Origin of the sequence: Streptococcus pseudopneumoniae (genome assembly GCF_001072665.1) — a bacterium.
GTDB classification, from domain to species: domain Bacteria; phylum Bacillota; class Bacilli; order Lactobacillales; family Streptococcaceae; genus Streptococcus; species Streptococcus pseudopneumoniae_S.
This window is the reverse complement of record NZ_JVJI01000037.1, coordinates 1-24,404: the sequence shown is the minus strand read 5'-3', so window position 1 is coordinate 24,404 and position 24,404 is coordinate 1. Positions and strand designations below refer to the sequence as shown.

Annotated in this window: 19 protein-coding genes and 1 pseudogene; 1 reads left to right on the top strand and 19 read right to left on the bottom strand. The window is 42.8% G+C overall.

What is annotated here, in order from left to right:
• Positions 1-197: 197 nt before the first annotated feature.
• From ADH52_RS02710 to ADH52_RS02620, 19 genes and pseudogenes are all read right to left on the bottom strand, one after another.
• Complete coding sequence (locus ADH52_RS02710) at positions 198-1,205, bottom strand: hypothetical protein (RefSeq protein WP_049509953.1); 1,008 nt, start codon at positions 1,203-1,205, stop codon at positions 198-200.
• Between the two features lie 10 nt (positions 1,206-1,215).
• Positions 1,216-1,450, bottom strand: a pseudogene (locus ADH52_RS11430) (phosphoribosylaminoimidazole carboxylase).
• 40 nt (positions 1,451-1,490) lie between these two features.
• Complete coding sequence (locus tag ADH52_RS02700; RefSeq protein WP_049509951.1) at positions 1,491-2,954, bottom strand: PIN-like domain-containing protein; 1,464 nt, start codon at positions 2,952-2,954, stop codon at positions 1,491-1,493.
• Entirely contained in the window at positions 2,924-4,039 is a 1,116-nt protein-coding gene (gene purK, locus ADH52_RS02695; protein ID WP_049509949.1) for a 5-(carboxyamino)imidazole ribonucleotide synthase, read from the bottom strand. Before purK ends, ADH52_RS02700 begins: the two co-directional genes overlap by 31 nt.
• A complete protein-coding gene (gene purE / locus ADH52_RS02690; RefSeq protein WP_049509947.1) occupies positions 4,026-4,517 on the bottom strand; it encodes a 5-(carboxyamino)imidazole ribonucleotide mutase in 492 nt (163 codons plus the stop codon). The genes purK and purE overlap by 14 nt, the downstream gene beginning before the upstream one ends.
• 201 nt (positions 4,518-4,718) lie before the next feature.
• Positions 4,719-5,984, bottom strand: coding sequence for a phosphoribosylamine--glycine ligase (gene purD, locus ADH52_RS02685; protein WP_049509945.1), 1,266 nt, complete (start codon positions 5,982-5,984; stop codon positions 4,719-4,721).
• Positions 5,985-6,105: 121 nt separating this feature from the next.
• Positions 6,106-7,653 (bottom strand): bifunctional phosphoribosylaminoimidazolecarboxamide formyltransferase/IMP cyclohydrolase, encoded by a 1,548-nt coding sequence (gene purH / locus ADH52_RS02680; protein WP_049509972.1) that lies wholly within the window; start codon positions 7,651-7,653, stop codon positions 6,106-6,108.
• Between the two features lie 200 nt (positions 7,654-7,853).
• Positions 7,854-8,399 carry a phosphoribosylglycinamide formyltransferase gene (gene purN, locus ADH52_RS02675; protein ID WP_049509943.1) on the bottom strand — a complete coding sequence of 182 codons (546 nt, stop codon included), beginning with the start codon at positions 8,397-8,399 and terminating at the stop codon, positions 7,854-7,856.
• Positions 8,396-9,415, bottom strand: a complete 1,020-nt coding sequence (gene purM, locus ADH52_RS02670; protein WP_049486704.1) for a phosphoribosylformylglycinamidine cyclo-ligase — start codon at positions 9,413-9,415, stop codon at positions 8,396-8,398. The genes purN and purM overlap by 4 nt, the downstream gene beginning before the upstream one ends.
• Before the next feature lie 212 nt (positions 9,416-9,627).
• The gene (gene purF / locus ADH52_RS02665) at positions 9,628-11,070 is read right to left on the bottom strand and encodes an amidophosphoribosyltransferase (RefSeq protein ID WP_049486703.1); all 1,443 of its coding nucleotides are present in this window, start codon (positions 11,068-11,070) and stop codon (positions 9,628-9,630) included.
• A 93-nt stretch (positions 11,071-11,163) separates the two neighbouring features.
• Positions 11,164-14,889 carry a phosphoribosylformylglycinamidine synthase gene (locus ADH52_RS02660; protein WP_049486702.1) on the bottom strand — a complete coding sequence of 1,242 codons (3,726 nt, stop codon included), beginning with the start codon at positions 14,887-14,889 and terminating at the stop codon, positions 11,164-11,166.
• Between the two features lie 56 nt (positions 14,890-14,945).
• Entirely contained in the window at positions 14,946-15,089 is a 144-nt protein-coding gene (locus tag ADH52_RS11795) for a phosphoribosylaminoimidazolesuccinocarboxamide synthase (protein ID WP_079211609.1), read from the bottom strand.
• A 1-nt stretch (position 15,090) separates the two neighbouring features.
• Positions 15,091-15,798 (bottom strand): phosphoribosylaminoimidazolesuccinocarboxamide synthase, encoded by a 708-nt coding sequence (purC, locus tag ADH52_RS02655; protein WP_049486701.1) that lies wholly within the window; start codon positions 15,796-15,798, stop codon positions 15,091-15,093.
• A 169-nt stretch (positions 15,799-15,967) separates the two neighbouring features.
• A complete protein-coding gene (comB, locus tag ADH52_RS02650) occupies positions 15,968-17,317 on the bottom strand; it encodes a competence pheromone export protein ComB (protein WP_049486700.1) in 1,350 nt (449 codons plus the stop codon).
• A gap of 12 nt (positions 17,318-17,329) precedes the next feature.
• Positions 17,330-19,483 carry a peptide cleavage/export ABC transporter ComA gene (gene comA / locus ADH52_RS02645; RefSeq protein ID WP_049509940.1) on the bottom strand — a complete coding sequence of 718 codons (2,154 nt, stop codon included), beginning with the start codon at positions 19,481-19,483 and terminating at the stop codon, positions 17,330-17,332.
• Between the two features lie 435 nt (positions 19,484-19,918).
• On the bottom strand, positions 19,919-20,155 hold the full coding sequence (locus ADH52_RS02635) for an acyl carrier protein (protein WP_000136444.1): 237 nt from the start codon (positions 20,153-20,155) through the stop codon (positions 19,919-19,921).
• 5 nt (positions 20,156-20,160) lie between these two features.
• A complete protein-coding gene (gene plsX, locus ADH52_RS02630) occupies positions 20,161-21,153 on the bottom strand; it encodes a phosphate acyltransferase PlsX (RefSeq protein WP_049487898.1) in 993 nt (330 codons plus the stop codon).
• Positions 21,150-21,920 (bottom strand): DNA repair protein RecO, encoded by a 771-nt coding sequence (recO, locus tag ADH52_RS02625; protein ID WP_049509935.1) that lies wholly within the window; start codon positions 21,918-21,920, stop codon positions 21,150-21,152. Before recO ends, plsX begins: the two co-directional genes overlap by 4 nt.
• Positions 21,917-23,086 carry a pyridoxal phosphate-dependent aminotransferase gene (locus tag ADH52_RS02620; RefSeq protein WP_049509932.1) on the bottom strand — a complete coding sequence of 390 codons (1,170 nt, stop codon included), beginning with the start codon at positions 23,084-23,086 and terminating at the stop codon, positions 21,917-21,919. Before ADH52_RS02620 ends, recO begins: the two co-directional genes overlap by 4 nt.
• 148 nt (positions 23,087-23,234) lie before the next feature.
• On the opposite strand from ADH52_RS02620, the gene ADH52_RS02615 reads away from it, so the two are divergent.
• Positions 23,235-24,245 (top strand): YeiH family protein, encoded by a 1,011-nt coding sequence (locus ADH52_RS02615; RefSeq protein WP_049509930.1) that lies wholly within the window; start codon positions 23,235-23,237, stop codon positions 24,243-24,245.
• Positions 24,246-24,404: the final 159 nt, after the last annotated feature.

The following is a 24,404-nucleotide window of genomic DNA, read 5'->3' as shown; positions in this document are numbered from 1 at the left end:
TAAGACAACGAACCATATAATTGTAGTCTTTCCCTAATCCTCAAACTTCTCTTTCCCAATCCACACAGATGGATAATAATCGAGTGTATTTAAATCCGCATCCATAGATATATTATAGATTTCTAAATAATTTTCGAATATTCAGGTATCGAAATTTGTATTCATCGAACTATTCCAATAAATGAGCTAACTATTCCCTAGTTATTTTTACTCCTTCCCATAAATACGAATTCCATTAATTCTCCAAAATCTCTGAATTCATCAAAAGTACGCTCATCGTTTTCAGGAAAATATAAATTATTTAATCTATAGTAGTTTTTAACTTTTTCAATATCGTTAGAGAATTTATTTTTCACAGCCTTATAATACTGTTTAGCTTCTTCTATATTACTTGAATTAAGAACGTTATTATTTTCATAATATTTTTTTGCTTGTTCGAAATTAGAATATAGTTTGCCCGATTCATTTTTATCTGTTCTACTATCACTAATTTTGTCAAGTAATAGATCATAAACATTATCGAACTTCCACAATTGAAGGCTCACTGTAAATTGGGTTACAGAGACAGGAGTTCCTCTTTTAACATAGTATTCCTCAGCTTCCTCCTGATTAGGATAATATAGTTGGAGAAGTTTACTTTTCTCATTCTGTAACCAATTCAAAGCAGTCAATTTATTAAAAGTTTTAATAATTGACAAACAATATCTATTTGCAATTTGTAGATTAGCTTCACTATCATACAAATACTTTAAAGTTTTATATCTTATAATTGGGGGCAACAGCGAAAATTCACGCATAACCTGAGTGGGAGATAATAAATTCATAGGATACTTCAAAAAGTAATCAATGAACAGATAAGCATATAAATCAAATAAGCCATCTTTTACTTGATTCAGCTCAGAATCAGAAAACTCCTCTGTATGTTGAGTATGTGTTCCATCATTTCCCAATGGGCGTATCTTCTCAATTGAGGTTTTTAAATACACTTTCCTATCGTCGGAAAGTTTCTTAAATTGTTCCATATGCTCAGCTTTCCCTAATGTAAAATGAGTATCACTTCCAATATTTAATATTTTTCTAACTATAACTTCTGAGAATTGCCTAATCCCTTTTATTTTCCCTCTTTTTGTCAGTCCTACATAAAAAGTATCGTGAATTAAATCACCAATCATTTGTTCATATTCTAGGATATTAAAATTTACCATATCGCCCCCACTAAAATTCTTCTTTTCCAATAAATACAGATGGATAGTAATCTAGTGTATTCAAATCCATATCTCATATCTAAAGGTACATTTTAAATAACTGAATAGTTTTTTGGACTCTGAACTACTAGTTCATCATATTTAGCTTATACCCTTTCATAGTCTACACTTGAACATAAAACCTCTAAGACTACTTTAATCTTCTCTTCCTCAACAAAAGAATTGACAATGATTTGCTTCGTAATAATTGTTCAATTTGTTAGACAATCTTTGCTTTTTATAAATTTACCATTTTGCAAACCGCTCCTCATCTCTATCCCATTCCCATTGATAGTAATCTAATAAGGGGTCATCATAATCTAGGTCAATAATACCACTATCAATTAAATCTATTTCCCTTACTTCTGCTTCCTTAACTATTCTATCGAAATCGTCCAAGTCAGAATTTATCATAATATTTTTTAAATCAGTCACTTGCTTCGAAGAAAAGTTAATTGTTACATGAATAAGAATATCCTCTTTAGTGAAATCACCTTCTACATAATTATAAGTTTCACCCTCCAGTCCAGAAGAAACATCAAAATATCCATATACATTAACACTAACAATAAGTTCTACAGAGAAGCCTCCATTGTCGTCCTCATCAAAAGAGTTAATTTCCACCGAGACTATTTCTTCATCTGTAACATCTATCTTAGGGGCATATGGAACATATCCCTTTGTTATATCTGAATCCCAAATTATATCATCATCTGAAATAATCAATTTCTTATTTTTTCTAACAAATTCCAAAACCTGATCTGAAACGACTGACTCTATTTCAGCTATATTTTGGAACAAATAATTGTACAAAGATTCTTGGTTGTTATAACTCTCTAGAAAGCTAACAAATAAATCAAATGGAATGAATCTTATCCTCTTGCCAGTTAATTCATTGAATTCTTGAACCAATTCCTTTCTAGCTTCATACGATACCAAATCATAATCTTTTTTCGGTATCTCCCACCAATCTTCTTTTAAATCCGAGGTAATAAACAGTGCATTCTTTTCTTTATTCAAAATATCTTTTATTATCTCTGCCCAAATAAAGTAATCGCCCAGATATCTTATAAGTTCTTCCGGCTTCTTTTGCCCCTGACTCTTTTTTAAAGCTTCTTTTTTTAAACCATGATATTTATCCTTCATATCCATATAACCCGGAGGAAAATGATGTTTAGCCCTAGTATAACCCTCGTTCATCAATTTTATTTGCTCCACCATCGATATTGCCGGAAGTAAGTTGTCTGATAACATTAGAAAATTATCCATAAGTTCTGAAACTTTATCTATTTTTTCCACGTTTTCAGATATTTCTAGTTTTTTGATAAAATCATTAAGTATTGATAACTTTGCGAGCGAATCATCCTGCAACTTCACAAATGTACCTAAATCAGTTGAATCACTATTTGAAAGAAGATCAGAAATTTGGGTTAAACTCTGATTTACCTTGTCAAAAATATTTTTCTGAAATTCTTTTGTATTTTTAATCAATTCATTTTTTAAATGAATTTTAGCACTTGATACATTTCTATTATATTCTTTTTGTACAGTCGAAGGAATTCGGATATCATTGTTAACATTTCGAATATTCTCATCAAAATACTCAACTAATTCTTTTTGTTTTCGATACAAAGAGAGTAAAGCGCTAGTATCAAAATAAAAATTGAAATTTTGATCTATTATATCTTCTTTAAATTCATAGTATTCCATACGATTCTCTCCCAAAATCCTACAACCTCATCCGGCTCATCACTAAACAAAGTCATATGCCCCATCTTGCGGTTGTGCTTCGCTTCTATTTTACCATACATGTGGAGGTGAGTGCTTGGATTTTCTGTGACATATTTTTCAGCAGCCTCAACGTGTTGACCGAGAACGTTGAGCATGACTGCTGGAGCATGAAGGTGAATTTCGGGAAGTGGTGCTCCCAGAACACCTAAAATATGAGTATCAAACTGTGAGAAATCACAGGCTTCGATTGAATAGTGACCTGAATTATGTGGACGTGGCGCGATTTCGTTGACAATGATGTCATCGGCAGTCGCAAACATTTCCACGCAAAGCGTTCCAGATAAGTTAAGTTGTTCAGCAATTCGCACAGCCATGGCTTTGGCTTTTTCAGCTAGACTTTCTGAAATGCGAGCTGGCACGATGGTTTTTGACAGGATGTTGTTACGGTGGATATTTTCCTGAACTGGGAAAACCGTCACATCCTTGCCATTCCCAGAAACGATAACAGAAATTTCAAGATCAAAGTTGACAAATTCTTCCAAAACGCAGTCTGCTGAGTCAGCTAGCGCATAGGTTTCTGCCAAATCTTCTGCTGAGCGAATGACCTTTTGTCCATGGCCATCGTATCCACCAGTCGCAGTCTTGAGGACATAGTTTTTCGATAGGTCCATATTTGCCAAATCTTGGCTTGAGGTCACAACCTTGTAAGGTGCCACAGTGACTTGAGCCTTGTTTGAGAGAAAGTCCTTTTCAAAAATGCGATTTTGAGAAATACGGAGCAGGTCTGTCCCTTGAGGGAGTTGTCCATCCTTGATGACAGCATCCAAACCGTCGGCATCGACATTTTCAAACTCATAGGTCAGAACATCGCATCGCTCAGCCAACTGACGCAAAGCGTCCACATCGTTATAAGGAGCCACTATGATTTCCGCCACACGAGAGGCCGGGCAATCCGCCGCAGGATCCAGCGCGATAACCTTGTGGCCCATGTAGATAGCAGAAATAGCCATCATTTGACCCAGCTGACCGCCACCGATAATTCCAATTGTTTTAGATGAGCTCATTTGTAGACTCCTCTGCGATTTTTCCTTGTTCTTCTGCGAAATCTGCCAATGCTGTCGCGATAGCCTGATCCTCTACTGAAAGAAGACGGAGGGCGAAGAGGGCAGCGTTGGTCGCACCAGCTTCACCGATAGCCATAGTTGCGACAGGCACTCCACCTGGCATCTGTACGATAGAGTAGAGGGAGTCCACACCACTAAGGGCGCGCGACTTGACCGGCACACCGATGACAGGAAGGGTTGTTTTGGCAGCTACCATACCTGGCAAGTGAGCTGCGCCTCCAGCACCTGCAATAATTACCTTGATACCGCGACTCCGTGCTTCCTCGGCATGTTTGAACATGAGGTCAGGTGTGCGGTGGGCAGAGACAACCTTCTTTTCATAGGCTACACCAAAGCGGTCTAGGACTTCTGCTGTTTTTTGCATGGTTGCCCAGTCAGATTTTGAGCCCATGATGATGGAAATAATTGGTTTAGTCATAATTTTTCCTTTTTTCTTCTTTTTTGATAATGGTCTTAGGTGGTGGGGACGGAAGCAAACCTTCGGTTTCATTCCTAAACTTTGAGCCTAGGGTCTCAAAGTTTCCCTAGACCAGAACAGATACTGTTCTGGTCTTTTCACCACGGCGACCATTATCTTACTTTGGTTCGCTTTCGCTCGCCATGACAAATTTAGTAACTGTTAATCTTTTATAGCCTTGCTTCCGATATCAGTTCGGTAGAAAAGTCCTTCTGTTTTTTGTTTGTTAAGTTCGCTGTAGATGGTGTTTTGGGCTTCTTTGACGGTGTCTGCTGTGGTGACGAGCATATAGACACGTCCGCCGTTTGAAAGAAGGTCTTGCTCATTTTCAGCGAATTTCGCACCTGCATAGTAGGTGATGATGTCGCCTTCTGTCTTGGTTGGCAATTCAACACCCTTTTCATATTCTAGCGGGTAACTGTTTGATGCGACAACCACACCCAGAGTCACACCCTTGTCCGTCCAAGTGATGGCTGGTTCTTTACCTTCCAAAATATCAGTAATATTTTGCGCAAAGTCAGATGTCAAACGAGGCAAGATAATCTGTGTTTCAGGATCTCCAAAGCGAGCATTGAACTCGATGACTTTAGGACCTTCTGCTATCAGGATAAGCCCTGCGTAAAGGATACCCAGATAAGGACGACCTTCTTGAATCATGCCCTCAAGGACTGGCTTGACAATCGTGTCAACCGCTGTATCAACCACACTCTGTGGTAAGTGTGGAACTGGCGCATAGGCACCCATGCCACCTGTGTTAGGGCCCTTGTCGCCATCATAGGCACGTTTGTGGTCCTGAGCCGTTGGCATGATGTAGAACTTATCACCATTGACAAAGGCAAATAGTGAAAATTCCTCTCCTTCGAGAAATTCCTCGATAACCACACGCGCACCTGAGTCACCAAATTTATTGTCCAAAAGCATCTCGTGAGCTGCTTCGACTGCTTGCTCGACTGTCTCAGCAACAACGACACCTTTCCCAAGTGCCAAACCATCCGCCTTGACCACGATAGGTGCCCCATGCTTTTCGATATAGACCTTGGCTTCCTCGAAATCTGAGAATGTGCTATAGGCTGCTGTCGGAACGCCGTATTTGACCATGATTTCCTTGGCAAAATCCTTGGACCACTCCAGCTCAGCTGCCAATCTTGTCGGACCAAAGGCTTTGAGACCAGCTGCATGGAAATCATCCACGATACCAGCCGCAAGGGCGTCATCTGGCCCGATAAAGGTCCAAGCAATATCGTTGGCTTTTACAAACTCAATCAATTCAGAATGTTCGGAAATAGAGATATTTACCAATTCCAAACCATCCAGAGTCATACCATCATTCCCAGGAGCAACAAAAACCTTTTCTACCTCTTTTGACTCAAGCAACTTCTTAGCAATCGCATGTTCACGACCACCCGAACCGACAACTAACAGCTTCATCTTACAACCTCTTTTGCGAATTATTTACTAATATTATATCACAAACGTTCGTTTTAATCTTGTTTCACTCCGCATTTTTACGCAAAAAAGGAAAGAAACTGTTTTCTTCCCTTTAACGTTCTTAATGTCTAAAATGTCTCACGCCTGTGAAGATCATGGTCAAGCCGTATTTGTCAGCCGCTTCGATAGATTCTTGGTCACGGACTGATCCTCCAGGTTGAATAATAGCTTTAATGCCTGCTTTGGCGATTTCTTCCACGTTATCCGCAAATGGGAAGAAGGCATCAGAAGCAAGCACAGCGCCGTCCAGACGGTCTTTAGCTTGGGCAATGGCGATACGGACAGAGGCCACACGGTTGGTTTGACCTGGACCAACACCAAGTGTCATATGGTCGTTGGTTACGATGATCCCGTTTGATTTCACATACTTGATAGCTTTCCAAGCAAACTCAAGTGCTGTCGCTTCTGTCTCAGTTGGTTGGCGTTTGGTCACCACTTGCCAGTCAGCAGGGCTTTCCTTAACCACATCTTGGTTTTGCACAAGAAGTCCACCGACAACACCTGTGTACTCTGCTTCCACTTCACTAGCATCTTGAGCGTCAAATGGCAAGGCAAGGATGCGCAAGTTTTTCTTTTTGTTGGTCAAAATGGCTAGCGCTTCATCCGTATAGCTTGGTGCGATGATGATTTCAAGGAAAACACCATGCATCTTCTCAGCAGTCGCAGCATCCACCTCACGGTTGAGAACGACAATACCACCGAAAATTGAGACTGGGTCAGACTCATAAGCATAGTCCCAAGCAGTTTCGATGTCGTCAGCTTGACCGATTCCACATGGGTTCATGTGTTTGAGAGCCACAACGGTTGGACGGTCTTTGAAGTCACGGATGATACGGATAGCAGCATCAGCATCACGAATATTGTTGAATGACAATTCTTTACCGTTGAGCTGTTTGGCTGATGCAATTGAGTAGTCTGTCGGCAAAGCTTTTTGGTAGAAGTCCGCGTCTTGTTGAGGGTTCTCACCGTAACGCATAGCTTGTTTAAGGTCATAAGTCAAGGTCAACTTTTCAGGCTTGATCTCGCCGACCTGAGCTGTAAAATACTCTGCAATCAAGGCATCATAAGCCGCTGTGTGACGGAAAACCTTGGCTGCCAAACGTTGACGGGTTTCGTAAGTCGTTTCACCATTTGCTGCCAATTCGTCAAGAACCACAGCATAGTCAACAGGGTCTACTACAACTGTTACGCTAGCGTGGTTCTTCGCTGCTGAACGAAGCATTGATGGGCCACCAATGTCGATGTTTTCAACCGCGTCAGCGTAAGTCACATCTGGTTTGAGAATAGTCTCCTTGAATGGGTAAAGGTTAACTACAACAAGATCGATAAGCTCAATCTGATTGTCTTTGGCCGCTTCCAGGTGACTATTCAAGTCACGACGAGCAAGGAGCCCACCGTGTATATTTGGATGAAGGGTCTTAACACGACCATCCATCATTTCTGGAAAACCAGTCACATCATCAATGGCAATGGTTTCTATCCCAGCAGTATCAAGGGCAACCTTGGTACCACCTGTCGAGATAATCTCCCAACTAAGTTTTTTGAGCTCTTGGGCAAATTCAACAATGCCCGCTTTATCTGAGACACTGATTAAGGCGCGTTTAGTCATGTTTTTTCCTTTCATTTTCAAACTCTCTACCTACGAATTTTTCGATTCATAAAGTATAGGGAGACGATTACCAAGACTCCCAAAATTACTGTCAGTAAAAATCTCCCCCAATAAGGAATCTCTGGGAAGAAAAAATTTACCAGCAAACGTAGAATGATTGCCAAGGTAATCAAGGCAAGTGTTTCCAACCATTTTTTCATTTACTTACCCAACAATTCTCTAATGACCTCTGGATACAACTTGTACTCTGCCTCATGAATCCTAGCTTCAAAACTGTCAATGGTATCATCAGCTAGCCGTGGTACACGGACTTGTTTGATGACCTTTCCTGTATCCACTCCAGAGTCCACCCAGTGAATGGTCACACCACTCTCAGAGACGCCAGCATTCCAAGCATCCTCAATCCCATGAGCTCCTGGAAATTCTGGCAAGTAGGCTGGATGAATGTTGATAATTCTGCCTTCATAAGCTGCCAGTAAAGTAGGCCCAACAATTTTCATGTAGCCTGCTAGACAAACCCAGTCAATCTGGTGCTCTTCCAAGAGTTCGACAAGGGCTGCTTCGTAGTCTGCCTTGTTGTCAAACTCCTTGAGTTCAAAAGCATAGGACAGAACGCCGAGCTTGTCTGCACGTTCGAGCACATAGGCGTCACGATGGTCTGAAAAGACAAACTCTACTGGAAATTGTTCCGCTATCACCTGAAAATTTGAGCCATTACCAGAGGCAAAAACCGCTATTTTTTTCATTTGATGATGACACTTTCGTTTTCTTTCTTGAAGATGCGACCAATTTCATAGACTGGTTCATCCAACAATTCCTTGACACGGCCTACATTTTCAGGGCTAACTGCCAACATGAGTCCCACACCCATATTGAAGATTTCAAACATTTCTTCATGTTTGATCTGACCGTATTTTTCAAGGGCTTTGAAAATTGGAAGCACTGGAACCTTGTCTTCTTCAATCTCAGCAGCCAAGTCAGCTGCAAACATGCGAGGGACATTTTCGATGAAGCCGCCACCTGTGATGTGGGCAATACCGTTGACCAACTCTTCTTTGATGAGCGGCAAGACAGCCTTGACATAGATACGAGTCGGCTCAAGAAGAACTTCTTTGAGTTTCTTGCCCTCCAATTCTGGTAAGACTTCCTCACCTGTATAGTCCGCAAAGACACGACGAACGAGTGAGTAACCATTTGAGTGAATACCACTTGAAGCAAGTCCAAGAATCACATCACCTTCAGCTACTTTTGAACCGTCTATGATTTGAGATTTTTCAGCCACACCAACTGCAAAACCAGCCAGATCGTAGTCATCTGCGCCATACATACCAGGCATTTCAGCAGTTTCTCCACCGATGAGGGCAGCTCCTGCCTGCACACAACCTTCTGCCACACCAGCAACCACTTGTTCTAGCTTAGCTGGTTCATTCTTCCCTGTCGCTACGTAGTCAAGGAAATAGAGGGGCTCCGCACCCGCAGCGATGATATCATTGACACACATGGCTACACAGTCCTGACCGATGGTATCGTGCTTGTCGTACTTAATAGCCAGCATGAGCTTGGTTCCGACACCATCAGTCCCTGAAATCAAGACAGGTTCTTTGACACCTGTTTTTGAAAGGTCAAACATACCACCGAAACCACCAAGAGCTCCCATAACACCTGCGCGCTCCGTACGAGCCACGTGCTTTTTGATTCGTTCAACAACTTCATAACCCGCTTCAACATCCACACCAGATTGAGCGTAAGCATTTTTTGTCATTTATTTATTCCTTTTCTTTGAGAAGATTGCGACGTATTTTTAGATAAACAATTATTTTATCTAAAAATACTAGTCAGGTCTCTAGCTTTGGTCCCATAGGAGAAAGCGTCTACTGACAAATGCTTTAGCTTTTAGTCAGTAGTGAGACGTGGGGCATAAGCATTCTTATTTGTCATCTATTTGTTACTTTTTTTTAATGGAAAATCTGTCATCTATTTGTAAAAACTGGTCTTTTCTTCCAAACTTCTACGATAATCTTCTTCATAGTCATAGAGAGGTGTTGGGTAGTCACCGTCAAAGTAAGCGACACAGAGACCGCCATTTGGCGCATCTGTTTCAATCCTAATCGACTCAATCAAACCTTCAACAGAAAGGTATGTCAGACTGTCCGCTCCAATGATTTGACGAGTTTCTTCGACCGTATGATTGGCCGCAATTAGCTCCTGACGGGTCTGGATATCAATCCCGTAGAAGCATGGATAAGCTAGCGCTGGACTACCAATAGCAACGTGAACCTCAGTTGCACCCGCTTCTTTCAAGAGCTGAACGATACGACGAGAGGTTGTTCCACGTACAATAGAGTCATCAATCATAACCACACGCTTGCCTTTTACAACGCCTGAAACAGCAGAGAGTTTCATCCGCACCCCTTGCTCCCGCAATTCTTGAGTCGGTTGGATAAAGGTACGTTGGGTGTATTGGTTTTTGATCAGACCCATTTCATTTGGCAAACCGGATTCTTCCGCAAAGCCCATGGCTGCGCTGAGTGAAGAATTGGGCACACCGACCACGATATCCGCCTCGTGCTTGAATTCACGCGCCAATTGGGCACCCATACGTTTGCGAGCCGTATGGACATTGACACCGTGGATATTAGAATCAGGGCGGGCAAAATAGATATACTCCATAGAACAAATCGCGAGCTGAGTATCATCCGTATAGCTATCATACTGGATGCCCTTGTCATCAATGATCACAATCTCACCTGGCTTCAAATCACGAATCCACTCTGCACCAATAACCTCAAAAGCACAGGTTTCAGAGGAAACGACTACTGCTCCGTTGGCCATTTTCCCGATAGAAAGCGGACGGAAACCATTTGGGTCAAGAGCCGCAATCAACTTATCTTCAAATAGCAAGATATAAGCAAAGCCACCTTTGACAAGGCTGAGCGCTTCCTTGATTTTTCCCATTAAGTTCGGATTATGACTCCGACGAATGAGATGAGCCAAGATTTCCGAGTCCGAAGTCGCACTGAAAATCGCTCCTCTTTGTTCCAGTTCTTTCTTGAGAGAGGCTGCATTGGTCAGATTTCCATTATGAGCCAATCCAAACTGCATATCGTGAAAACGGAAGAGGAAGGGCTGAATGTTATCTACAGAAGCTTCGCCAGCAGTCGCGTAACGCACATGCCCAATCGCACCAGTTCCCGTCAATTTATCCAAATTAGCAGGATTTCTGAAGACTTCTGATAAAAGTCCCATGTCACGATGGCGCTTCAATTGTCCCTGATCGTTGGAGAGAATTCCTGCCCCCTCCTGACCACGGTGCTGAAGACTATGGAGACCAAAATAGGTCAATTTAGCAGCATCTGGATGTCCCCAGATACCGAAAACACCACATTCTTCATTAAGAGATTTTACTTCGTATGTCATTTTATATACCTAATTTTTATTTGTGTAGCACCAAGAGCTAAATCTACATGACTTTTACATTACTGATACTATCTATTAGAAAATCTGCAAGTCTTACTTTCCAATAAAGTATTTAACCGCTGACGCGAACAGGTGCTGGTCTTTATTTCCTGGGATGTTTTGGAAAAGACCATCTTCATAACGTTCTGAATGTCCCATCTTACCGATGATTTGACCATTCTTGCTGGTAATTCCTTCGATAGCATGGACAGAACCATTTGGATTGTACTTAGAATCCATACTTGGTTTACCTTCGAAGTCCACATATTGGCTAAAGATTTGGCCATTGTCACGGAGCTCTGCAAATTCCTCAACCGTCACGACAAACTTCCCTTCACCGTGCGAAACAGGAATAGCGTGGATATCGCCCACTTCTACTCCAGCCAACCATGGCGAGTTGGTATTGGCAATTCGAGTTTCCACCATCTTAGCCACGTGTTGGTTGGCATCATTGTAGAAGAGGGTTGGGCTAGTACTAGTGGCTTCTTCAAAGTTCCCGTATGGAAGAAGGCCTGATTTGACCAAGGCCTGGAATCCATTACAGATACCGATAATTAAGCCACCACGGGCGATAAATCTATCAATAGCCACACGCACTTTTTCATTGAGCAGAATATTGACAATGAACTTGGCTGAACCATCTGGCTCGTCCGCAGCTGAGAATCCACCTGCAAAAAAGAGAATGTTAGCCTTGCTGATGTTGTCAACCATGGTTTCAACCGACTTGACAATGGCTTCTTCATGCAAGGTCACGAATGGTACCAAGTTAACCTCTGCACCTTCTTTTTCAAAGGCCTTAGCTGAGTCATATTCTGAGTTGGTTCCTGGGAAGACTGGGATATAGACCACCGGTTTTTCAACTTTTTCTTTAGCTTGGATGACTGTGTTAGTAGCGACAGCTGGAACTTCTGCTAGTTCTTTGGCTTGTGCAAATTCTGTTGGGTAAACTTCTTCCAATTTGCCTTGGAAAGCACTGTCAAGTTTGTGTCCATCTAGCTTCACATCGTTGACAGTTAGTGTAAAGTCTGCTTTTGTTTGTCCGATTTTCTCCACTCCAGCGATTTCTTCAGGAGAGGTAAAGACAAATCCACCTAATTGAGCTGTCAAAGCCGTTTCAAGTTCAGGCAAGGTCACCTCTGCACCAATATGATTTCCAAAGGTAGCAAGAGCCAAACTTTCAACCACACCACCATATTTGACAGCTGATGCAGATGTCACTTTGTAGCCCGCTTGGATGTCTTCAAACTGAGCAAAATTTGACTTAATTAAGTCAAAATCAATTTCTGCAGAGAGGGCTTGACCTGGAATGTAGTAGATATTTTCCCCAACAGCTTTAAATTCTGGAGAGAGCACATTACGGCTATCCGCTGTCGTTACCCCAAAAGCGACCAAGGTTGGCGGTACTGTCAATTCTTCAAAGGTACCAGACATGGAGTCCTTACCACCGATAGATGGCAAGCCAAGCTGAATCTGAGCTTCAATAGAGCCTAGAAGAGCTGCTACTGGCTGACCAAAACGTTCAGCTTGTTTATCCATTCGCTCGAAATACTCTTGGTAAGAGAAACGAGCCTTAGACCAGTTGGCACCAGCAGCAACCAAACGAGCAGTTGCTTCGATCACCGCATAGGCAGCACCGTGGTATGGAGACCATTCAGCTAGATAAGGGTTGAAACCTTGAGCCATGACTGACGCAGTATGAGTCACACCGTGTTGAACTGGTAATTTCTGCACAGATGCCTCAGTTGGTGTGAGTTGGTAACGACCACCAAGTGGGTGATTAACCGTTGAGCGTCCAACAGAGCAGTCAAAGATAGTCTGTAATCCTTTTTGACTCGCATGGTTGAGGTCAGATAGAACCGTAAGGGTATCTGCTTCAAGTGTGTCAGCAGATGTTTGACGTTCTTCTGGAAGCTTGACATCCTTGTCCACCACCTTTGCATCAACGACTACGCGCACACCATTGGTATCAAGGAAACGACGCTCCAAGTCGACAATGGTTTCACCATTCCAGTGCATGACAAGATTTGGTTTTTCAGTCACTGTCGCCACCACAACAGCATCAATATTCTCTTTGTTACATTCAGCAACGAAGGCATCTAAGTCCTCAGGACAAACCACCACAGCCATCCGTTCTTGAGATTCAGAGATGGCAATTTCGGTACCATTCAAGCCTTGGTATTTAAGAGGCACCTTGTTGAGATCAATTTCAAGACCGTCTGCCAATTCACCGATGGCCACACAGACACCACCAGCACCAAAGTCGTTGGATTTCTTGATAAGACGAGTGACATTGCCATTACGGAAGAGGCGCTGAATCTTACGTTCTTCGATGGCATTCCCTTTTTGGACCTCAGCTCCAGCAGTTTCCACAGACTCAACCGTTTGAACCTTAGAAGAACCCGTCGCACCACCGACACCATCACGTCCGGTCTTACCTCCAAGGAGGATAATGACATCACCCGCTTCCGGTTTTTCACGGACAACATTGCCCTTAGGAGCCGCTCCGACAACCGCACCAAGCTCCATGCGTTTAGCTACAAAGCCTGGGTGGAAATATTCACGAACGTAGGTCGTTGCAAGTCCAATCTGGTTACCGTATGAAGAATAACCATGGGCCGCTGTTTTAGAAATGACTTGTTGTGGCAATTTCCCAGCGCGAGTTTCTGAAATCGGTGCGGTAATATCTCCAGCACCTGAGATACGCATGGCTTGGTAAACATAAGAACGACCTGATAATGGGTCACGAATGGCTCCACCAATACAGGTAGCAGCACCACCAAATGGCTCAATTTCTGTCGGGTGGTTGTGGGTTTCATTTTTGAACATGAGGAGCCATGGCTCTTTCACACCATCAACATCCACTTCGATTTCTACTGAGCAAGCATTGATTTCGTCAGACACTTCCATATCATCCAAACGTCCATTGGCACGCTCATAACGACCGAAAATAGTCGCCATATCCATCAAGGTTTGAGGTTTTTCAGAACGCCCCAACTCCTCGCGCATGGCAATATACTTGTCGTAGGTTGCCTGTAATTGTTTTTGGAATTTAGAAGCTGAAAAGTCGATGTGTTTCAACTCAGTCTCAAACGTCGTGTGACGGCAGTGATCAGACCAGTAAGTGTCCAAAACCTTGAGTTCTGTTTCCGTCGGCACGCGCCCGATTGACTTGAAGTAGTCTTGGATAAAGAGCAAATCATCCACTTCCATAGCCATCCCTTGCTCGGCCTTGTAGCGGGCAAAATCTTCTGCTGTATAGCTTTCAAAGAAAGTCAATTTAGGAATGGTCTTGTCTGACTCTGAAAATTCCTGCTTGGCAATCCCTGTCGTGATGTCCTTGAAACGAGAATCAACTGGATTGAGCAAGTAGTTCTTGACCGCTTCCAACTCAGTCGCATCAATATCTTTATTCACCAAGTAAAGTTGGGCTGTATTAACCGTTACATCACTCGAACTTCCTAGTAAAAGCAAGGCTTCCTGTGAAGAAGCCGCACGCTGGTCAAACTGCCCTGGCAGGCTTTCAATGGCAAAGAAAGCATAGTTAGCAAGAACCGCCTGTACAGCCACTTCGTCCAAGACATGGTCTGTCACCTGCTCAGAGAAGATGTGTTTCTCTGCAGGTGCAAACAAACCCTCTGCCAAATCAAAGACATCATACACTTGCACAATACGAATACTTTTCAAGCTTGAAAGTCCCAAGTTATGCTGGAGTTCTCTAACCAAACTCTCTGATTTGACCTGAAAATCAGCCTTTTTTTCAACAAAAATACGTTTATCCATCAATTCTTATTCCTTTATTTCAGCTCTTACAATGTTCCCAAACAGCCTTGAGGTTGTTATTTCAATTCCTGCAACTTTTCCCAGACAATCTCGTAAACGTCTGTTAGCTCTCCTAATCCCCTACGGAGTGAAAAGGTCTGGGGGACCTTTTCAGCCTGAGTCCTTTTAGTTGAGAGACGAAGGTTTTCCGTTGCAAACAGATTATTTCAAATCTTGCAGCTTCTCCCAAACAACTTCATAAACATCGGTTAACTCACCTAGTCCCCTACGGAAAACATCCTTATCCATGTGGTTGCCATCCGCATCCCACAAGCGACAGTTATCCGGTGAAAATTCATCTGCTAAGATAATCTTGCCATCCTTGTCAAAACCGAACTCTAGCTTAAAGTCAATCAACTTAAGCCCAATCTCAGCAAACCAGACTTTCAAAAGTTCATTGATACGACGGGTTTCTTCCTTCAAGTAGGCAATCTGCTGGTCATCCGCAATCTGTAGGAATTTCACATGCTCATCATTGATGAATGGATCATCCAAATCATCATTTTTGTAGTAAAATTCAACAATCGGAGTCTCCAAGGCGATTCCTTCGTCTACGCCAAAACGTTTTGAAAAGGAACCAGCCGTGTAGTTGCGTAGCACGACTTCCAAAGGAATGATTTCCACCTTTTTATTGAGTTGTTCCGTGTCTGAAATTTTCTCCACAAAGTGAGTCTCCACACCAGCCGCATTTAATTTCTCAAAAATAAAAGATGAAATCTGATTATTCAACACTCCCTTGCCCGCAATCTGCTCCTTCTTAACACCATTGAAAGCAGTCGCCTGGTCCTTGTAAGTTGAAATAATAAGATTTTCATCCTCAGTTGTATAGATATCTTTAGCTTTTCCCGAATAGATCAATTGTTTTGACATTTTAAAGTTCGCCTTTCGTATTACTTGAGCACATTCTACCATAAAAAACCTAAAATTACAAGAATTTAACCGAATAAATAGAACAATAATCTCAAAAAACGTAAAGAAAAAACTGCAAGAAGCATCTTTCTCACAGTTTTAAAATCATTTAACTCTAAAAACACGAACATTACTCTTTGTTCAAAAATTGATCCAAATAATAGCGCAGGTAACTTTTCTTACCTGTAATCATCTGCAGACGACCTTCCACCCCGTACCGAAGTTTTTCTGCCTGCTCAGAAGTTAGATCAGTCTCCGCCTCGATTTTAAAGAAATTCCCTTTTTCAGTCTTAGTAGCTGTCGCATCAATACTTGTAATAATCGAATCTAGGAAAATTTGATTCTTGGTATCATGAGTCGTCGTATAACGAACAGAGTCCCCAATCTTGACTCTTGCTACATCCTTTGAACTTAGATAAGCTGTAAGTTTGGCTTTCCCTTCTTTTTCCAAGGACGGATAGAGTTGGGCTAGTAGGGCACCTTCTGCTACCATGCTAGAATCACTGGTCTCAGGATTAATGTGAAGCACCCCATCCTCACTGGCCGTAATTTTCCCCTTGTCTAGAAGACTTCCCTGTACTTTCTTACCTGACTCCACCTCCAAGATTTTCTGATCTAGAAGGGTCAATTCCTGACCAACCTTAGCCAAGTGTTGTGATTTGAGGGATTCCAATTGACTGCTTAAGCCTGACACATAGGCTTGCTGGGTACCTGAACCTGCATACTGGACGCGGTAAGTAGCGAGACTGGATTCTAACTGAGAAAGCTGAGCTTCAACCTGCGCAACAGCCTGAGCCTTAGTTTGCGGATTTTCCTCACCCTGAGACTTGTAAGACTGGTAGAGAGAGTAGGCTAGATTCTGACTGGCCAAGGAAGTACCTGTTTCAATAGCTGACTTAGCTGTCTGGTAATCGCGAATTTTAGCCTCTGTTTGGCTGATGAGGTTGCCGATTTCAGCTTGGGTTTGACTAGCTGCTGCATTCTGGGACGCGATGGTCTCATTTTGTTGCGATGTACTAGCCCTAAGACTGCTTGCTTGACTGATGTAGTCGCGAAAGGTGGCTTGGTAGCCAAATTTATCCTCCTCTGGAAAGTGGTTCTCCCCTTCTTGCAGACTTTTTTGCAAATACTCCAATTGCTTTTTTTGATCCTTAAGCATGTCCAACTGACTAGCATAGGCCTCCGCTTGGACACCCTCTGCCCCTTCTTGATATTGAACCAACAGTTCTCCCTTTTTAACCAGCTTATTTTCTTCCAAATGATTGACAAGAATGCGATTGTTGCTAGTTGACTGGATATTTGCAAGGATACGACTAGGCTCGATAGTAGCTCTAGTAGACAAACTCATCTCCTTCTCTGCCAAAGTTGCAAAGCCAAGCAAAAACACGAGCAAAAGCGACATGGGTACAATCACCCGACTGGAAAAATTATGGTAACGACGATTATAAAACTCCGCACTTTCTAAAAATTCTGGTTTCATCCTCTCCTCTTTCTAGCTATTGACCAAATGGGCGTAAAAGCCACCCTGTGCAAGCAAATCAGCATGCTTTCCTTCTTCGACAATCTTGCCCTGATCCAAGACAACAACTTTCTCTGTCCGCTCAGCAATGCTCAAGCGGTGGGCGATGAAAATCAAGGTCTTATCTAAAGCCATGAGATTATCTACAATTCGCTTCTCTGTCAAAATATCCAAACTGCTGGTCGCCTCATCCAAAATCAAGACAGGCGCATCTGTCAAGAGAGCACGCGCCAGAGCGATTCTCTGACGTTGACCACCTGAAATTCCTGCCCCATCCGAAGTCAATTCTGTCTGGTAATTCAGGGGCATACGCTCGATATCCTCCCGAATCTCTGCCAATTCGACCGCCCGTAAGATATCTTCCTGTGTCGTCCCCTCCTTGGCTCCAAGGAGAAGATTCTCCAAAATCGTTCCGTTAAAGACATAGGGCTGTTGAGGCAGATAGTTGATATACTGGCGCAGGGCTTTTTTATCAATCTGATTGAGATTGACACCACCCAGACTAATCTCTCCTTGACTTGGGTCGTAAAAATTAACCATCATCTTAGCTAAGGTCGTCTTACCTGACCCCGAAATCCCCACAAAAGCCACCTTAGAGCCTTGGGGAATAGTCAAATTGATATCTGACAAGACATCTCGACCATAGCCATACTTGTAATGAACCTGCTTGAAGGTCATATCTCCCTTCATCAAGCTCAAATCCTCAACCGTTTTCTTCTCCTCAAACTCCGAAGCTACCAGATAAACCTCATTTAGACGGTTATTGGCAACCTGCGCTGTCTGAAGCTTAGTTTGCAGGTTGATGATATTTTCCAAAGGATTAGTAAAGTAAACCAGCAAGGTATTATAGGTAATCAACTGCCCCAAACTCATCTTGCCATCCATAACTAGAACAGCCCCCATCCAGAGAATGCCGACATTGAGCAAGAGATGGGCAACCTTTTTCAGAGCCTTTTGCTGACTCTCTGCTCGACTATAGGTAAAGGATTTTTTCAGATAATCCACAAATTCCTTGTCAATCTTTTGGTAACGCTGACTTTCACTGGTCAAGGACTTGATAGTTTCAATACCATTGATGTCCTCAATGATAGAAGAAGACAGAACCGCATTGGCTTCCATGGTATCCCGATTCATCTTTTCAAACGGCTTCATAAAGGCAAAGATAATCACTGTGTAGATAGGGAGCGCCAATAAAGTCATGAAAAAGAGATTGGTATTTTGTGAAAATAAAACAAGAGAAATAATGACAACCGTTGATACATCTAGGAAAATCGAAAGAATGGTCGAAGCCAGCGCATCAATGATACTGTTAGCATCCGTGAAACGAGACACGATTTCCCCTGTACGACGTGTCGCAAAAAAGGACATAGGCAGGTGAAAAACATGCTTGATATAGGACAAAATCACATCAATAGACAAGCGTTGCCCCAAAACAAGTAAGAGATACTCCTGAGCGTAAGACAAGATTTGCTGGAGAATATAGACGATAACCAGCCCAATAGAAATAATCCCAAGCGTCGAACGCATCTGATCTGGCACATAGGTATCAATGATAGACTGCAGATAATAAGAACCCACAATGTTAATCAAGGTTACCAAGAGTGTTGCCAAAACGATATTAGCAATCAAGCCACGCTGCTTCACTAATATAGGGATAAAAGAGAGCAGACCATTCTTTTGATCCTTATGAGGCTTGTAGTCTGGACTAGGTGCCATAAAAAGAGTCACTCCTGTCCATTCTTCCGCAAAACGCTCACGTGACAGTTTGGTCAATTTCACCCCAGGATCCGGATCGGCAATATGAATGCTGTCCTTGTCCTGCCCAGTCACCACATAGTAGTGGAACAATTTTCCTTCCTTAAGCACATGTGCAACAAAAGGAAAGGTCAAATCTGGCAAGGCAAACAGCGTCATATCTGCCTTGATCGCTCGCGTCTCAAAGCCAATCTCCTCTGCCACCTTGACCAAGCCCAAAGCCGTCGTCCCATCCATGGTTGTCTTGGCCAATTCTCGCAAGTGAGCCAAGGAATAATAGCTACCATAGTAGTCAAAAACCATGGCTAATGAAGCTACACCGCAGTCCATCTGATCCACCTGCGGACGATAGTGACGTTTCCCAAATTTCATATTCATCTCCTTTTCCTAATACTCAATGAAAATCAAAGAGCAAACTAGGAAACTAGCCACAGGCTGCTCAAAACACTGTTTTGAGGTTGTAGATAAGACTGACGAAGTCAGCTCAAAACACTGTTTTGAGGTTGCAGATAGAACTGACGAAGTCAGTAACCATACCTACGGTAAGGCGACGTTGACGTGGTTTGAATTTGATTTTCGAAGAGTATAAACTCATCTGATAACAACTATCTTACCCTAATCACTAAACAAAAACTGGACTTCCTTCCCAAATGCGCCTATCTCCCTCCCAACTGCACTTTTCGGATAAAAAAATAGGTAGAACAAACGTCCTACCTAAAATATATGTTTATAAAGACTAAAATGTAGATAATTGTCAAATAGGATATTTATCTACATTCTTAGCAACATGCAACTCTTCTTATCTTGCTATTCTTTACTTTTGACGACTTCTACCACATCTCCTACACTTTGGAGTTGGTCAATTTCCTCATCGCTGATTTCGATATTAAATTCATCTTCCAGTGTCAAGATAAACTCCATCAAGTCAACTGAGTCCGCATCCAAATCGTCTTTCAGACTCAAGGATTCTGTCACGACAAAGTCCTCTCCCTGTCGCTCTTGGATAATGGTCACAATACGGTCAAAAATTTCTTTTTCTGTCATCTCTTTTATTCTCCTGAAAATTCACGCGCAGTCTGGGCAACTACGTCTGTTTCTAGCATGGTACGAATCTGGCGAATCGTACTATAAACAGCCTTGGCATCGCTTGAGCCATGAGTCTTGACAACTGGTGCCTTAACACCAAACAAGACTGCTCCACCAACATCTGAGTAGTTGAGCTGTTTTTTCAAACCTCTGAGGCTATCCTTGAGAAGAAGTGCGCCTAGTTTCGCTCGGAGACCACCACTTGTAATAGCGGTCTTGAGCAAGCCCATGATTCCCATAGCTGTCCCTTCAATGGATTTGAGCACAGCGTTTCCCGTGAAACCATCTGCCACGACAACATCCGCAACTCCATTCATCAAATCACGCGCTTCCACGTTTCCAATAAAGTTCAAACTTTCATCAGCTGCTAGTAATTCATAAGTTTCCTTACGAAGCGGGTCGCCCTTACTACTCTCTGTTCCATTGTTGAGCAAGCCAACGCGTGGTTGCGCAATTCCACGGACATTTTTAGCATAGAAAGAACCTAGAACCGCGTATTGATGGAGGTGCTGGGCTGTATTTTCCGCATTGGCACCGAGGTCTAGCATGTCAAAACCTTTCCCATCAATAGTCGGCAAGGTTGACATAAGCCCTGGTCGGTCGATATTCTTGATACGACCCACGATGAAAAATCCTGCTGCTAGTAAAGCACCTGTATTTCCTGCGGAAAGAACAGCATCTGCTTCACCCTCTTTGACAGCCTTGGCCGCCAAGACCATACTGGCATTTTTCTTCTTCCGAATAGCTCTCGTAGGTTCATCGTCTGAATCAATCTTCTCATCCGTATGGATAATGCTGACGCGCTCTGTGGCTTTCAGATATTGCTTGATTTTAGCTTCATCTCCGTAGAGTTGAACCTCGATATCTGAAAAGTCAGCTAGGGCTTGATTGACACCCTCAACGATGGCTTGAGGTGCGTAATCGCCCCCCATGGCATCTACTGCGATTTTTTTCATTTATTTTCCTCTTTTAGTAATTGTCCCCAGTCGGATAGGGAATCAATAAATTTCTTTGATTTTAGGTGAATCCCAACGTACTCTTCGTATAGTTGATCCATAAATTGGCGTAGCTCTTGCTTGATTTCAGGCTTAAGCGAAATGGTCTCCAAAGTCTCAAAATCAATGGCTTGAAACTGATTGAGCAAATAAGGGATATTGGGATTGAGATGGCAACGTCTCTCATCCTCATGATAATGCTCTGGGCAGAGGCAGGCTCCATATTTGAAAGAAAAGTCAAAAGCCTGACCGATCCGATGACAAAAGACACACTCATTAAAATTGAGGCTGATTCCAAATCTGGTCAAGATTTGAATTTCAAAAATATTAGTCAAAACCTGATAATCCAAGCCTGCTTCCATCAACTCCAAAGTCTTTTGCAAAAAAGCAAACAAGGGAGCATCCTGCTGATTGTCCTGCAGACTAGCATCTGCAAGAGCTGCCACATAGGTCGCATAGGCCATGACAAAGAGGTCACTATTAATCTTGGGAAAAGTCATCACCTCATGATAGTCCTCAATGTAACTGAGCCCATCATCATTGATTCGCAAGAGAAATCGAGCCAGCACCAAGGGCTGAATAACAGGCGCCAGTTTAGACTGGCCAGCATGTTTAACGAAAAACATGCACTTGCCAGCCTGCTCGGTAAAAATCTTGACTAGCTTATCATCCTCACGAAAGTTACGATTGTAGAGCACCAAGCCTTGACTCGTGATAGACTGAATCATGCTTCTCTCATATACTCCTCAAGTCGTTTCATGGCTTCTTTTATAGTCTCCATGCTAGCCGCATAAGACAGGCGAACATAACCTTCTCCATAACGCCCAAAGGCCGCACCAGGGATAAAGGCAACAGCCTTCTTCTGAGCAAAATCCTTCAGAAAAGCAAAAGAATCTTGATTGTAGCCCGCTGGAATCTTAGCAAAGATATAAAAGGCACCGTCTGGTTTGATAATCTCAAAACCAAGAGCAGTCATTTTCTCGATAATATAGTCCCGACGCTGGATGTATTCCTTCTTCATAGGTTCCGCATCGTTTCTACCAGCTGTCAAGGCTTCCACCGCAGCATGTTGAGCCATGGTATTTGCGGCAGTAACCAAGTACTGGTGACTCTTAATCAACTGAGCTGTAAAGGTTGCAGGAGCAAAAATCAGACCCAAACGCCAACCTGTCATGGCATGTGATTTAGATAGACCATTGATAATAATAGCCTGATCTCTCAACATAGTTCCCAGAGATACATGGACTTCCCCTGTATAGGTCAATTCTGAGTAAACCTCATCACAGACAACGAAAATTTCGTACTTGCGTAAAACAGTTGCCAAGGCCTCCAATTGTTCCCGACTATAGGTAATTCCTGTCGGATTAGCTGGATAGTTGAGAATAACCGCCTTGAGCTTGTCACCTTGCTCCAAAATGGCCTTCTCCAACATCTCAGGAGTCAAGACAAACCCATTTTCAGTTGTGTCAATCTCGACAATCTCTGCCCCAACTAGATTGACAATTGGCTCATAACCCGGATAAGCAGGAGCTGGCAAGAGCACCTTGTCTCCCTCTTCCAAAATAGCTGTCAAAGTAGCAGATAAAGCCTCTGTCGCCCCAATTGTAACCAAGATTTCATTTTCAGGAGCATAGTCCAGTTGGTACTTTTCCTTAACAAAGTCACTGGCTGCCTGACGTAGAGTCAGCAGGCCACTCATCCCTGTATAGTAGGATTGGTTCTGATCAATCGCTCGCTTGGCCGCCTCCTTGACATGATCTGGCGTTGTAAAATCAGGTTCCCCCAAGGTCAAACGCAAGACCCCAGGAATCTTCGAAATAGCCTGGTCAAACTGACGAATCAACGAAACTTGAATCTTATCTAACTGTTTATTAAAGCGCTTAGTTAAGTCCATAGATACCTCCTACTTTCAAAACGTATCTCTATTATACTACAAAAGCCCCCCGACCGCAAAAATACATGATAGAATAGCTTTCCACTTTCTATTTTACTTTTCCTGTTTACAGGTCTATAATGGTAACAGATTCTATTTGGAGGCTTTTATGTCATTTCTATCAAAAAATGGAGCAGGCATCTTGGCCTGCCTTCTCATTTCAATCGTATCTTGGTATTTAGGAGGATTCTTCCCTGTGATTGGCGCGCCTGTCTTTGCAATTTTCATAGGTATGCTTCTCCATCCCTTTCTCTCGCCTTATAAACAAATGGATGCTGGATTGACCTTTAGTTCCAAGAAATTGCTCCAGTATGCCGTTATCTTGCTTGGTTTTGGTCTCAATATCTCGCAAGTCTTCGCAGTTGGACAATCTTCACTCCCTGTCATCCTGTCCACCATCTCAATAGCCTTGATTGTTGCCTACCTCTTCCAGCGCTTCTTTGCACTGGACACAAAACTCGCCACCTTGATTGGAGTAGGTTCTTCCATCTGTGGTGGTTCTGCCATTGCTGCGACAGCGCCTGTTATCCATGCTAAGGAAAAAGAAGTAGCCCAAGCCATCTCTGTTATCTTTTTCTTCAATGTCTTGGCTGCGTTCATCTTTCCAACCCTGGGAACTTGGCTTCACTTGTCTAATGAAGGATTTGCCCTCTTTGCAGGGACTGCGGTCAATGATACTTCCTCTGTAACCGCCACAGCTAGCGCTTGGGACAGTCTCTACCAGACCAATACCCTCGAATCCGCAACCATTGTCAAACTCACGCGCACCTTAGCAATCATTCCTATTACGCTCTTTCTCTCCTACTGGCAAAGCCGCCAGCAAAAAAATAAGCAAGGCTTGCAACTGAAAAAAGTCATCCCACTTTTTATCCTGTACTTTATCCTTGCATCTCTCCTAACCACTCTCCTGACCTCTCTCGGTATGTCTAGTAGCTTCTTTACTCCTCTCAAACAACTCTCCAAATTCCTTATCGTCATGGCTATGAGTGCTATCGGTCTCAAAACCAATCTCATTGGATTGGTCAAATCTAGCGGCAAATCCATTCTCCTTGGAGCACTTTGCTGGATCGCCATCATCATGACTAGTCTTGGTATGCAGACCCTTATCGGCATTTTCTAATACTCTTCGAAAATCTCTTCAAACCACGTCAACGTCGCCTTGCCGTAGGTATATGTTACTGACTTCGTCAGTTCTATCTGCAACCTCAAAACGGTGTTTTGAGCTGACTTCGTCAGTTCTATCTGCAACCTCAAAACAGTATTTTGAGCTGACTTCGTC

What these genes read in the sequence shown, in the direction of transcription:
- ADH52_RS02710 (WP_049509953.1), bottom strand. Translation starts at nt 1,205, where the DNA reads ATGGTAAATTTTAATATCCTAGAATATGAACAAATGATTGGTGATTTA.
- ADH52_RS02700 (WP_049509951.1), bottom strand. Translation starts at nt 2,954, where the DNA reads ATGGAATACTATGAATTTAAAGAAGATATAATAGATCAAAATTTCAAT.
- purK (WP_049509949.1), bottom strand. Translation starts at nt 4,039, where the DNA reads ATGAGCTCATCTAAAACAATTGGAATTATCGGTGGCGGTCAGCTGGGT.
- purE (WP_049509947.1), bottom strand. Translation starts at nt 4,517, where the DNA reads ATGACTAAACCAATTATTTCCATCATCATGGGCTCAAAATCTGACTGG.
- purD (WP_049509945.1), bottom strand. Translation starts at nt 5,984, where the DNA reads ATGAAGCTGTTAGTTGTCGGTTCGGGTGGTCGTGAACATGCGATTGCT.
- purH (WP_049509972.1), bottom strand. Translation starts at nt 7,653, where the DNA reads ATGACTAAACGCGCCTTAATCAGTGTCTCAGATAAAGCGGGCATTGTT.
- purN (WP_049509943.1), bottom strand. Translation starts at nt 8,399, where the DNA reads ATGAAAAAAATAGCGGTTTTTGCCTCTGGTAATGGCTCAAATTTTCAG.
- purM (WP_049486704.1), bottom strand. Translation starts at nt 9,415, where the DNA reads ATGACAAAAAATGCTTACGCTCAATCTGGTGTGGATGTTGAAGCGGGT.
- purF (WP_049486703.1), bottom strand. Translation starts at nt 11,070, where the DNA reads ATGACATACGAAGTAAAATCTCTTAATGAAGAATGTGGTGTTTTCGGT.
- ADH52_RS02660 (WP_049486702.1), bottom strand. Translation starts at nt 14,889, where the DNA reads ATGGATAAACGTATTTTTGTTGAAAAAAAGGCTGATTTTCAGGTCAAA.
- purC (WP_049486701.1), bottom strand. Translation starts at nt 15,798, where the DNA reads ATGTCAAAACAATTGATCTATTCGGGAAAAGCTAAAGATATCTATACA.
- comB (WP_049486700.1), bottom strand. Translation starts at nt 17,317, where the DNA reads ATGAAACCAGAATTTTTAGAAAGTGCGGAGTTTTATAATCGTCGTTAC.
- comA (WP_049509940.1), bottom strand. Translation starts at nt 19,483, where the DNA reads ATGAAATTTGGGAAACGTCACTATCGTCCGCAGGTGGATCAGATGGAC.
- ADH52_RS02635 (WP_000136444.1), bottom strand. Translation starts at nt 20,155, where the DNA reads ATGACAGAAAAAGAAATTTTTGACCGTATTGTGACCATTATCCAAGAG.
- plsX (WP_049487898.1), bottom strand. Translation starts at nt 21,153, where the DNA reads ATGAAAAAAATCGCAGTAGATGCCATGGGGGGCGATTACGCACCTCAA.
- recO (WP_049509935.1), bottom strand. Translation starts at nt 21,920, where the DNA reads ATGATTCAGTCTATCACGAGTCAAGGCTTGGTGCTCTACAATCGTAAC.
- ADH52_RS02620 (WP_049509932.1), bottom strand. Translation starts at nt 23,086, where the DNA reads ATGGACTTAACTAAGCGCTTTAATAAACAGTTAGATAAGATTCAAGTT.
- ADH52_RS02615 (WP_049509930.1), top strand. Translation starts at nt 23,235, where the DNA reads ATGTCATTTCTATCAAAAAATGGAGCAGGCATCTTGGCCTGCCTTCTC.